The sequence below is a fragment of the Desulfomonilia bacterium genome (assembly GCA_036567785.1).
In the GTDB taxonomy this organism is placed as follows: Bacteria; Desulfobacterota; Desulfomonilia; order UBA1062; family UBA1062; genus DATCTV01.
The window spans coordinates 59744-72569 of sequence record DATCTV010000049.1 but is presented as its reverse complement, the minus strand read 5'-3'; the positions used below and the strand labels follow the sequence as shown (position 1 = coordinate 72569).

Genomic DNA, 12826 nt, shown 5'->3' with positions numbered 1-12826 from the left:
ACAGTTGGTTTTGAATTGGAAAAGGTTAAGGAATACATTGCCGAAGATGGACAGTGAGAGGTAAGAGGGCAGATTCTAACGGCCGTCTTTGAGACGGCTCATAACCGTCAAGCCTCCCTCTCTGAGGGAGCGTTATGACTTAAAACTGATCATTTGACATCTAGGACTTCTCGTACTTTAGCGGCAAGATCATGCCTGGAAAATGGTTTTTGTATGAAATTTACTTCTTTGTCTATAATATCATGATCATCAACAGCGACACCGAAATAGCCTGACATGAACAGGCTTTTTATTCCAGGATCAATTGATACTAGTTTATTTTCCAGGTCCCGGCCATTCATTCCGGGCATAACAATATCGGTTAAAAGCAGATGGATCTTGCCGGAATGATTTTTGGCCGTAAGGATTGCTTCATCCGGTGCAGAAGCAGGCAGCACATGATACCCCAGCTCCTCAAGCAATTGTTTTGTTATGCTCAGGATTGAAGGTTCATCCTCCACAAGCAGAATTGTCTCATAGCCTCGTGCATCCTGAACGATCAAACTTTTCTTATCCATTTCCCCTTCCTTGACAACATAACGCGGCAGATAAATTTTAAAGGATGTGCCTTGTCCCTGTTCACTGTATACATTGATGAAACCATTATTCTGTTTAACTATGCCATAGACCGTTGCCAAGCCGAGGCCGGTTCCTTTGCCCAACTCCTTGGTGGTAAAAAAAGGCTCGAAGATTTTATCCAGTGTTTCCTTGTCCATGCCGCAGCCATTGTCACTTACACTCAACAATACGAAATCTCCCGGGATATAACCGGGATGATTGTTGACGAATGCCTCCTCAAAAGTAACCGAATGTGTTTCAATGGTGACTTTACCTACACCTGAAATGGCATCACGTGCATTGACACACAGATTTGCCAGTATCTGATCAATCTGTGAAGGGTCCATCTTGACCATCAACATCGCTGTTTCAGGCAGCCAAACGAGATCTATATTCTCGCCTATCAATCGACGGAGTATCTTAAGAATTCCTTCGACAGTTTCGTTTAAATCGAGCACTTTGGGGATGATAATTTGTTTTCGGGCAAAGGCCAGCAGTTGCCGTGTCAGGTTGGCGGAATGTTCAGCGGCTTTCCGGATTTCCTGCAGGTCATTAAAGAACGGCTCGGACTGATCCATCTTATTCAGGACCATCTCTGCATGGCCGATAATCACCCCTAGCATGTTGTTAAAGTCATGGGCCACACCGCCGGCCAGACGTCCGATGGACTCCATCTTCTGGGCCTGCCGGAATTGGGACTCCATGGAAAGTTTCTCGGTAATGTCGCGGAAATACCAGACGCGACCATAGTATTGATCGTCGGGTCCGAACATAGGCGCTGAATATCGGTCGAAAGTGCGGCCGTCCTTAAGATTGATTTTATCCGATCCGGTTTCCCGCCGGTGCTCATAGAGATACTGAACACGCTGGAGAAACGTCCGGGAATCCGCCACCTTGTCAGTAACAAACCGCAAAACAGGTTCATCGTCCTTTTTCTCGACCAACTCCGGCGGAATGTTCCACATTTCGACAAACCGGCGGTTATTCAATAGGATATGAGCATCCTCATCGACCACGAGGATTCCGTCAATAGAGGCTTCCTGCTGGTTGGACAACAGGACATTTCTGAAATGCAGCGCCGCTTCCGTCCGTTTACGTTCGGTGATATCACGTGCGACATGGACACTGCCGATTAGATGTCCGGCTTTGTCGTAAAGGGGAGTTGCACTCACATCAAAGACGCCCCCCAGACGCGGTTCATTAACTTCAGAACGCTCCTCTTTACCACTGTCCAGCATTCTTGAAAGCGGGCAGAAATCCGGGGGCGCTTGAAGACCGTGTACGACTTCCCAGCACAAAAGACCCACCGCCTGTTCCTGTGTACACCCCAATCTTTCCGTCATGGCCCTGTTAGCACGGACTATACGATGGTCTACACCGATCAATGCAATCAGATCGGGAGTTGCATCAAAGGTCTGCTCCCATTCCTCCTTAGCCCGGATAGTCTCCGCCTCTGCCAGCTTGCGTTCGGTGATGTCATGCGTAACCGAGATGAAGTACTTCTCACCCTTAAGTTCAATAACCTTTGCGGAGTCAAGGACCGTGACAATGGTGCCGTCTTTGCGCCGGAGTGTAGTCTCGAAATCGTGAATTTCGCCGAAAATTTTCAATCCACCGACCAATGTTGCGCGGTCCGCAGGATTGGTCCAGATGGAAAGTTCCGCCGTGGTCTTCCCGATGGATTCGTCGCGCGAATAACCCAACAGTTTTGTGTAGCCCTCGTTGACATCTATAATCTTACCGTCAGCCATCCGTGTTATTGCTATTAAGTTAGGTGACGCATGAAAGGTGGCGGCAAATTTTTCCTCACTTTCGCGTAGTGCTTCTTCGGCCAGTTTGTGTTCAGTGATGTCTATGCCGAATGAAATAGTGGATATTTCAGCACCAGGGGTGGAGATTGTACTGTTCTGCCAGGAAATAAACCGCTCCTCACCTGATTTTGTAAGGATCGGGTTTTCAAAAGTAATCGGCATGGCGCCGGTTTTTTGTTGATAGTTCTTGAATGTCTCCCATACATACGCATAGCGGTTTTGGGGAACAATCTTTTCAAACCAGTTGATGCCTGAGACTTCCTTAATAGTATAACCGGTAATTTTCTCAGCAGCTTTGTTGAACATCTTTACTGTGCCAGCCGAATCAAGGCCGATGATCATCACATTTGCAGACGAAATAAGTTGCTGAATATAGTCATAGGAATTGCGCAAGGCTTCTTGAGATTTTTTGCTCGCTTCATTTTCACGTCTGAGTCTCCACATTACATAGGCTATACCGGATGCTAATGACAAGCAGAGGATTTCCAGTAAAAACAAACTGCGCTCAAGCACCCCGGGACCGTATCCTTTAAACTGCAGCAGTGCCCCGTTTTCGGGCAGGATAAGGGGGGTGCGGTGAACCAGTTTATCATCCACGGATTTTGTTGGAGGCATCTCCAGAAGAACTTTTCCTGAGACATCCACCAGACTGACATTGTATGTCTTGAAAATTTGAGGACTGAGAAGAAAACGCAGAGTCTTTTCATAGGAATATATGCCGCCGAATAATCCAAGAAATACGCCATCATGAAAAACCGGAACCCATAACTCATAAGCAAGGTCGCCCTGAATAACTACAAACGGATGTGTATAGACAGGTTGCCGTGTTTTCATGGCCAGCCTTGAGGCGCGTTTCGGTTCGGGCAGTTTAAGCCGCAATCCTACTATCTGTTTATTGGGGGCGATAGGCGCCACATCGGTAATGGTATAAGTTGCATCCACCCAGTTAATGCATATCATTTCCGGGTGGTCGGCAACATATTGGGAGGCACGTTCCTGAAAAGATTGGGAATTCAAGGCTCCCTCTGATCGGTCTGATGCAAGCATAAGTAGATACTCCTGGTTTCCCTTAAGCCTCAAACGTATGCTTTCCGCTGTTGATTCAACATTATTAACGATTTGATTCTGCTTTGAGGTGTCGATGTTTTTTTGAATGAGCCAGAGAACAGTCAGGGAAATAATAATGAGCGCACATTGCAAAAGGGCGGGGACAAACCATATGGAAAGAATTTGTGGCTTTCTTTCAGGGTATTCTAAGGATTTATTTCCAGCATCGGCATTTATTTTGGTTTTATCCCGGGTTTCCATGGACTCCACCTCCTGATTCTCCATGCCTGAATAGTGTACAGCAAGCCGGGTTCGGGTGAATCGTTCCAATAATTGAATATCTTAAAATTAATGAAACCTTTATAAAATACAAGTGGACTGCTTATTTTATATTATACTCCGGCAAACAAGCCGGTCATGATCATGCGATTTCAGGCTTAACGGATTTGTGGTGTTCTTTACTATGAACCTCAGTAATGATCTTATATTCAGGGACGACTTCAACATTGTTCTTTATCATCTGCCAGACAGGGCAGACTGATTCTTCGGCAAGCTTCATGGTCTTTTGCATGTCCACGTCTCTTGCGTCATATGATTTTAGAACGAATTCCAGAAAAATCCTTTCAAATTTCAGTGGCGGCTGTTCCGTTTTTATTCCTTTTGCCTTGACCTCAAAACCTGAAACGGTTTTCCCCATTTTTCTCAACAGAAAAACAACAGCTGTGGCGCTGCAACCGCTGAGGCTCATGAGCAGCAATTCGAGCCCATTATACCCTTCACCGTCTCCCACTGGAGGAATATAGTCAAAGATAACAGGTGTGTCAGGATTCGATACCGACTCACCCCTGAATTTAACCTTTTGATCTATAAGATTGACCTTTACCTCTTCGATCTGTCCGGACATGAAATCATCCCTTTGCCTGAATTCCTTAAATTCATCTAATCAACAGGCTTGACCTCGGAACTGCAATGGCTGCATTTGTTAGCCTTTTTGGGGATAACAGACAGACAATAGGGGCAGTCTCTTGTTGTAGTTTCGGCGGCCTTCCTGAATTTGTTCATGGCCTTCACCAGAAGAAAAACTGCGAACGATATTATAAGGAAAGAAACTATGACATTTATGAATGCGCCGTAGTTCAGCGTGACGGCTCCGGCCGCCTTTGCCTGGGCAAGGGTAGCATAGGTTGCCGCTGCATCCTTGCCTGCCTTCAGGACGATGAACAGGTCAGAGAAATCGACATTTCCAAGCAGCAGGCCTATAGGCGGCATGATGATGTCGTCGACCAGCGATTTGACGATTGCACCGAAGGCGGCGCCTATTATGATTCCGACCGCCATGTCCATGGCATTTCCCTTTATCGCAAATTCCTTGAATTCCTTAAGCATTACTGCACCTCCTGTTTCAAGATTTCTTAAGCTTCATCCTAACTTTAATAGAAAAGGGTCATAAGGAGTGCGGTCTTGATGAGAACCCTTACCATAGTCCTCTGCCGCGGTTTACACGACTGCGGCCCTGGTTCGATTAATCCGGTACTTTGTTGATTCGCCTTTTACTGCTTATTGTCAAGTGCTTCTCGCACCTTTGCCGCAAGGGTTTGTCTCGAAAAAGGCTTCTGTATGAAATTTACTCGCTCAACCAGTACTCCGTGAAGAGAAACGATATCGCCTGCATAGCCAGACATATAAAGAAGCTTCATCTCAGGGTAATGGGAAACCAGTTCTTTTGCCAGGTCACGGCCGTTCATTTCCGGCATAACTACATCGGTTACAAGCAGATGTATCTTTCCGAAATGTTCCTTTGCTACACTGATCGCTTCACTCGGTGACGATGCAGTCAGGACCTGATATCCCAGACCCTCGAGTATGATCTTTACCATGTCCAGGATTGACGGCTCATCCTCCACAACCAGCAGGGTCTCATGACCATGCATATTGGGAGCCGTATGATCTTCTTTTGTGTGTTGTTCTGTGATTGCCTTGTACCTGGGAAGATATATCCTGAAAGAAGTACCCTGGCCGGGAATGCTGAAGACATTTATGTATCCTTCGTTCTGCTTTACGATGCCGTAAACCGTTGCAAGCCCGAGCCCAGTTCCTTTGCCGATATCCTTGGTGGTGAAATACGGCTCGAAAACTTTTTCCAGTGTCTCTTCGCTCATGCCGCAGCCGTCGTCAGTTACGGCCAGCATCACATAATCTCCTGCGGTATACTCCGGGTGGTTTGTACAGTATGATTCGTCAAATGTCACCGATTGTGTTTCAATGGTAATTTTACCCACACCGGTGATGGCGTCGCGTGCATTAACGCAGAGGTTGGCCAGTATCTGGTCAATCTGGGAAGGGTCGATCTTGACCGGCCACACATTTTTACCCGGCAGCCATACGAGGTTTATGTCTTCTCCTATCATGCGCCGCAGCATCTTGAGAATGCCTTCGACGGTCGTGTTGATATCCAGCGATCTGGGAGCGATTGACTGTTTGCGGGCAAAGGCCAGGAGCTGTCTTGTGAGGTCAACAGAGCGTCCGGCGGCTTTGCGGATTTCCTGAAGGTTTGCAAATATCGGCAGGGCGGGATCAACCTGTTCCAGTAGTATTTCCGTATGGCCGATAATGACACCCAGCATATTATTGAAATCATGGGCTACTCCACCGGCCAGTCTGCCGACCGACTCCATCTTCTGCGCCTGAAGAAGCTGCGAATGATAGCTCTCACGCTCGGCCTCGGCATTTCTGCGAATTCTTTCCTGGCGGTCTCTCTGCAGTCTTGCGTTTATTATGGGCGAAACGAAACCGGCGATTTCCTCCAGAAACACTTGATCATCATATGTATAACCCTTTTCGCTGTTGGCGACTGAAATCGTCCCTATTGCGCTGCTGCCGAAAGTTAAAGGTACCGTGATGTAGTTGAATATCTTTTTATAACCTTCATGCACAGGAAACGGGCTGTTGGACAAGAAGGAAATCTTTTCCGTGAGAGTTTTTCCCCAGAGATTCTCCTTCCATGTATCAGGAGGATAAACTAACGATTTTTCAGTTTCAGCAAATTCTTCACATTTACTATCGGCCTGAGCCGTAATGACAAGGTCTCCGTTTTCCTCAATATATCCGAAAAAGCCGGATTTACTCTTCAGTGCGCTGAGAATTACAGCAAGGATTTCACCATATATCTCTTCATCGGGACTTGAAAGAAAGATGCCGGCGATTCTGTTGATAATGGTCTTTCTCTGTTCGGACTGAAGTATTTTTTTCTCAAAGCTTTTGCGTTCGGTTATTTCGCGGATGAAACCTCCAATACCTACCTGACCTTCTCCGAGCTTCACGGGAAATTTAACGGTTTCATAATAATGTTCCCCTATTACCTCTTCGGTGGTAACGGCCTTGTTTTCCTCAAGCGCCTTTTGATCCGATTCCCTGCATGTTTCAGCAGCAGCGGCGGACATCAGATCAAAATCAGTTCTGCCGATTATTTCAGAAAGCTCCTTTTTAAAAAAATTCTGCAAGGCAAGGTTGGCGAATATATGACGATAATATTCATCTTTCAGAAAAGCCATATCTGATGTTGTGTTAAGAAAGGTTTTCAGATTCAGCTCTGAAAGACGTCTAGCCTCTTCTTCCTGTTTACGCCTGGTGATGTCCCTGATGGTTCCAACAAACATGTCAGCTGAACCGTTTTTCTTTTTGACCACGGTTGCCGTGATCAGGGCATTGAAAACTGTTCCATCCCCCTTCTTCATTATGAAAGGTCTTTCCTCAACATACCCTTTTTCAATTATTTTCTTTAGAAAGCCTGAACGCTCATTAGGGTTGCTGTACAGTTCACGGATCGGAACCTTCATAAGCTCTTCTCTATTCTCATAACCGAACATTTCTATTGCCGAATCGTTAAAATCAATCCACTTGCCCTCGAAAGATGTTATAAAAACGCAGTCCCGGGATGTCATGAAAAAATTTCTATATTTTTCTTCGCTCCGGTTCAGCGCTTGCTCTGCAATATCCCGTTCCGCGCGTGTCCGTAGCGTTACGATACCGAAAGCCAGATTTTCCGCAAGGCCCTCCAGAAGTTGTATCTCGGAAGGAATAAATGCATCCGGTACTGTGGAATAGATATTAAGCACACCAATGATTTTTGATGTTTCGTCCTTGAGAGGCAGTGCGATACTGGAGCGATAACCGCGCTTCAGAGCGTTTTCTCTCCAGGGGGATGCCTTTGTATCTTTCATGAAATCCTGGATGTATGAGGTTTTTCCCGTACGGACAGCTGTCCCGGTTGGGCCCTGTCCGTACTCTGTGTCTGCCCATGTAATATTAACGGTTGAAAGATAATTATTCTCAATCCCTGCCCAGGCTATTGGCCGCACCGATTTGGCTGCATTGTTTTCGGGCTTTCCCACCCAGGCCATACGATAGCCTGCTTCGTCGCAGATTATACGGCAAATCTCATCAAGCAGTTCCTGTTCATTATCAGCTTGCAAAAGAATCCTGTTACAGTTCCCTATGGCCTGCATTTCACGATTCCTGCGCTCAAGCGCTGCTAAAATCTGTTCGGATTTTATGTGATCAGATAAAATCTTGCCTGCAAGAATTGTCGCAAGCGGGTAGAGCAGGATCACGGGCAGGCCGATGCGTTTCACTACGTCAAATCCAGCACCACCCGGTAATGTGAACATTATGGCAAGCATAGCAACATGGACAACAATGCCGAAAAGGAAGAGATTCCAGACAGATGGAGCCTTCATTTCAGGTTTGAATTTGTAATAGGCAATGAGGCCGATCACGGCAGACGAGATAATCGTAAGTGAGCCGGTAATCATACCTGTGCCGCCCAGAAACAGACGAAGGCAAATCGTCATGGCAGCGGCTGTACCTGCGGCCCATGGGCCGAAAAACATGGCACAGAGGCTTAACATGATCGACCGGCCGTCAAAGATAAGACCAGGACCCAGGTTCATGGGATGAAGCATTCCCAGCATGGCGGCCCCGCCAAATATAGCGCCCTGTAAGAGTTTTTCCAGGATTGAATGTCTGATCCGGCGCTTGCCGATAAAGCCGGATACAATGCTTAAGGCTATCAGTAAACTCAGGTTGAAAATCAGTTCAAGGTAGATCATAAGGCGCTTTCCTTTCTGGCCAGCACCATATGGCCTCTTTATTCGTTATGAACAATTCTGCAACGGAAGTTATTTGTTAATATTCCGCTGTCACCTGAATATTCTAACATGGAGTTAACTCCGTTAAATAATCGATTTATAATTTTTATCGGAATTTATCTATAAAACTTTAAATTAACCTGATTCAGAAAAAACGAGAAAACCTGTTTCCGAAATCATCTGAAACAACTGCTGCAGATCAGGTTCATTTGAGAACTATTTTTGCCTCGTGCTTGAATTTAGACATGGCCATATAGGCATAATCCCTGACATACCAGGAAGGATCATTATTGATAACCCCTTCAAGAGCGGATGCCGCATCAGGCAGACCGAACCTTCCGATGGCCCAGCAGGCTTTAGTCCTGACATTGAGCTGTGAGTCATTCAAGGAAATCCTTGCAAGGTCTGAGAATTGAGGATCCCTGAGTTCTCCCGCCAGGACAAGTGCATTAAGTCTTGTGCTGGCACGTGAGTCTCCTGCAAGGGCTCTGAGCTCGTCGGGATACAGTCCGTCTGTGTGCACGACATTTTTATCGAGCATGTAGATAAGGCTGAGATATCTCTTTGAAGGGTTTGAGGAGGATGCGTATTCGTGAATTTTTGATGAATCGGCATACAGGGTTCTCTTTAGGTATGTCTGATAAAATCCCGGAATAAACACCATCAGGTAACAGAGGATAACAATGATAGCGGCAAGAGGCTTTCTCCTGAAAAGAGATGCCAAGCCGAATGATGCCCATCCCAGAATAATAACAGGAACCATGACAATAGGCCCCTTCAGAAAGGTTCCTATTCCGTTTCTCAAGGCCTTGTTCGGGTCTCCAGTCGCATCTTTCAGTATTCTGTCCGCAGTTACAATTCCGGCTCCGCTGCTCAGGACAACGGATCTGCAGGGAAGCTTTTCATCTGAAGCGGCGATTACTGCCCCGTTCACTGCGCATGGGTTATCGGTTTTTATAAACAGGCTTCCGTGGGGCAGTTCAGTTATTTCGCCGATTCTGCTTGATACTGATACGGCGTTTTGTGTTCTGAATTTAAGTGGCTTTATTACATCAGCGGCAAGAAATGTGTGGTTGTAGTAGAAACTGTTTATGTCCCTCAGTATGGGGGTTTCAACCATTGCATCACGGATAAGTTCGAAAGACTGGGTTTTCAATAATAAAAGAGGAACGCACAGCACAATAAAAAACACGAACCAAGAAACATACGAATTTGTTTTATCTTTAGAGTTGTTCGTTATCAAGAGCCATGGAATGAAAAAAACCGCCGGTGAAAATATCCCGAAGATTACCGAGACATAAGGCAGTTCCCTGCTGTATCCGGATACAATTGCAAACGCGGCTACAGCAGCAATCAGCCCGGCCTGAATTATCCGGGAGAAAGCATGGCTGCCTGCGGTAAAAAATATTACTATTCCTGCCGCAGCTGCAACGATTCCTATCAGAAGACCGAGTGTGAGGCCGAAAAACGAGCCGCTTGCAAACTGGTGTATGAAGGATGTCAGATAGGGATCATCAGGTCTTATTACCGTAGTCATATGGTTTGCAGCGAATAGGGACATCTCGGCTGAGATGCGGACAGCATGATGTCTGCAGAAGATGAAACCGAATATCGTATAAAAAAGCGCTAAAGAAAGCCCGCCGGCTACGGTAGCTGCAAGAAGACGGTTGATGTCCGTCTTTTTCAGCTCGGAGCCGGGGAGTTTAAGCACCATAAATGGAACGAGTTCAAGCTGTCTTTCTTGAACTTCCGGCAGATATTATATTGGCCTTGAAACTGTCGAGAAGCTCCGCAACTGTCTGACCGGCCCTTGCTCCTTTCCTGCCTCTTACCGCTTCGACATCGGATCTGGCAAGCCATACGTCATTGAAGTTCTTTGCATCCTTGGTGTATGCAATAAAATTTGAAAGAACCTCATCACAGATATTTGTAAACCTGCGGTTGTCCATAAAAGCGATATCGCGTATTTTTTCAACCAGATCTTTGTTGAGCCTCATGACGTAACGGATTCTTCTGCCTGCAAGTTCGCCCCTCGGGCCAATGAACCTCTCATTGTCCCTGGGCGGTATCGGTGTTCCCATTTCGAACTCCCGGGCAAAGATATAAGCATCCATTGATGCGGAGACAAAGTCAACCATGGCTATGTTGAGCATGCGGGAAAGCACTCTTATTTCCCCCAGTGTGGAGGGTTTGAAGTACATCATAAATCTTGCCAGTTCGGGCTTTTCCTGCTGATAACTCATGCATTGTCCTCCAAAATTAAGATTTTCCATAATAGTTGTTCCTCTCGTATCCGTTTTTGTTTAGACCTGAAATTGCCAGGCTATATCTCCATTATTTCTCGTTCTTTTTCCATCATCAGGACGTCAATCTTTTTAATGTAATCATCTGTAAGCGTCTGAATATCTTCCTGGCCTTTCGCCAGCTCGTCCTTGCTGATCTCTTTTTCCTTCTCCATCTCTTTCAGGAGAGCGTTGCCGTCTCTCCTGTAATTTCTGATCTCGACCTTGAAATCTTCACCCATTTTCTTAACCAGTTTAACCAGGTCACGCCTTCTTTCCTCGTTCAGAGGCGGAATTGGGATTCTTATTATCTTGCCGTCATTCTGAGGTGTCAGCCCGAGCTCGCTTTTTAAGATTGCCTTTTCAATAGGCTGGAAAGCACCTTTGTCCCAGGGTTGAACCGCTATAAGCCTTGGTTCCGGTGTGGAAAGAGTGGCAAGCTGGTTTATGGGTGTAGCGGTTCCGTAATAATCGGCCATCAAGCCGTCCAGAAGGCTTATTGACGCCCTGCCGGTTCTGATCTTTGTAAGCCCGTGTTTCATGGAATCAACGGCTTTGGTCATGTCATTTTTTACATCATCCAAAACTTCTTTTATCATCAATTCCTCCTCCTTACTACAGAGCCTATAGCTTCTCCCCTGATCACTCTGGCTATATTTCCCGGAACCCTGATGTTTATAACCCTGATGGGAAGGTCGTTTTCCCTGCACAGGGCGATCGCAGTCGCATCCATAACTCCAAGGTTCTTAGAAAGGGCCTCATCGTAATCGATATCCTTCAAAAAATTTGCATCACTGTGCTTTACAGGGTCCTTGTCATAAATTCCGTCAACCTTCGTTGCCTTGATAAGCAAGTCCGCCTCTATTTCGAGCGCTCTGAGTGCGGCATTGGTGTCAGTGGTAAAAAAGGGATTTCCGGTACCGCCCCCGAATATAACGACTCTGCCAGCATTAAGGTGTTCAAGGGCAAGGGTCTTTGTCATTGTTTGTGCAACTTTGGGCATCTCGATCGCAGTCAGAACTCTGGCTTCGACTCCCGTTTTGCTGAGGGCCTCTTTAAGGGCCAGTGCATTAATAATTGTGGCAAGCATTCCCATCGTGTCAGCGCTGACCCTGTCGGAGACAAATGAAGAGGCATCAGCGCCCCTGAATATATTTCCGCCTCCGATCACCACTCCCACCTGGGCACCGATGTCACATGCATCCTTAACGCCCTCTGCCATCAGAGAGACGGCATCGGGGTCGAAACCGTTACCCCTGGTTCCTGAAAGGGCTTCCCCGCTGAGCTTTAATAGTATGCGTTTTATTCTTTTATGCACTTAAAGTTCTTCACCCAGTTCGAAGCGAGCAAAGCGCCTTACAACGCATTTCTCACCTGTTTTTCCGATAAGTTCGTCAAGATACTGCTGTATAGTCCTGTCGGTATCTTTTACAAAGAGCTGCTCAAGCAGACAGTTTTCTGAATAGAATTTGCTTATTTTGCCTTCGACTATTTTTTCAACAACCTTTTCGGGCTTTCCCGTGGCAAGCGCCTGGTCTTTCAATATGGCCTTTTCTTTCTCGAGAATATTTGCCGGCACATCATCTCTGCTTACCCATAGCGGTTTAGCAGCTGCTATATGCATTGATACGTCTTTCACGAATGTCTGGAAGGCTTCTCCTTTTGCAACAAAATCGCTCTCACAGTTGACTTCTAGAAGCACGCCCATTTTGCCGCCCAGATGAATGTAACTTGTCACTGTCCCCTGTGATGCCGTTTTGCCTGCACGTTTCGTAGCTACTTCCATTCCTTTTTTCCTGAGAATTTCAACTGCCTTCTCGAAATCGCCGTTCGTCTCGACAAGCGCTTTTTTGCAGTCCATCATGCCGACGCCCGTCTTGTTTCTCAGTTTCATTACTATTTCCGATGTTATTTCCATTAAACGCCTCCGGATATTAATCTT

At 46.3% G+C, this 12826-nt stretch carries 9 protein-coding genes; all 9 read right to left on the bottom strand.

All coding sequences use genetic code 11. The features are described from left to right. Window positions 1-149: 149 nt before the first annotated feature. Window positions 150-3716 carry a PAS domain S-box protein gene (locus VIS94_13750; protein ID HEY9162136.1) on the bottom strand — a complete coding sequence of 1189 codons (3567 nt, stop codon included), beginning with the start codon at window positions 3714-3716 and terminating at the stop codon, window positions 150-152. A 160-nt stretch (window positions 3717-3876) separates the two neighbouring features. Next, complete coding sequence (locus tag VIS94_13745) at window positions 3877-4359, bottom strand: OsmC family protein (protein ID HEY9162135.1); 483 nt, start codon at window positions 4357-4359, stop codon at window positions 3877-3879. Between the two features lie 35 nt (window positions 4360-4394). Further along, window positions 4395-4841 (bottom strand): large-conductance mechanosensitive channel protein MscL, encoded by a 447-nt coding sequence (mscL, locus tag VIS94_13740; protein ID HEY9162134.1) that lies wholly within the window; start codon window positions 4839-4841, stop codon window positions 4395-4397. 164 nt (window positions 4842-5005) lie between these two features. Continuing rightward, window positions 5006-8563, bottom strand: a complete 3558-nt coding sequence (locus VIS94_13735; GenBank protein ID HEY9162133.1) for a GAF domain-containing protein — start codon at window positions 8561-8563, stop codon at window positions 5006-5008. Window positions 8564-8807: 244 nt separating this feature from the next. After that, on the bottom strand, window positions 8808-10316 hold the full coding sequence (locus tag VIS94_13730) for a HEAT repeat domain-containing protein (GenBank protein HEY9162132.1): 1509 nt from the start codon (window positions 10314-10316) through the stop codon (window positions 8808-8810). A gap of 13 nt (window positions 10317-10329) precedes the next feature. Continuing rightward, window positions 10330-10845: a hypothetical protein gene (locus VIS94_13725; GenBank protein HEY9162131.1), complete on the bottom strand. Its 516-nt coding sequence runs from the start codon at window positions 10843-10845 to the stop codon at window positions 10330-10332. Between the two features lie 80 nt (window positions 10846-10925). After that, window positions 10926-11483 (bottom strand): ribosome recycling factor, encoded by a 558-nt coding sequence (frr, locus tag VIS94_13720; GenBank protein ID HEY9162130.1) that lies wholly within the window; start codon window positions 11481-11483, stop codon window positions 10926-10928. Further along, window positions 11483-12202: a UMP kinase gene (pyrH, locus tag VIS94_13715; GenBank protein HEY9162129.1), complete on the bottom strand. Its 720-nt coding sequence runs from the start codon at window positions 12200-12202 to the stop codon at window positions 11483-11485. The genes frr and pyrH overlap by 1 nt, the downstream gene beginning before the upstream one ends. Beyond that, complete coding sequence (gene tsf, locus VIS94_13710) at window positions 12203-12802, bottom strand: translation elongation factor Ts (GenBank protein HEY9162128.1); 600 nt, start codon at window positions 12800-12802, stop codon at window positions 12203-12205. It abuts the gene before it with no gap. Between the last annotated feature and the right edge of the window lie 24 nt (window positions 12803-12826).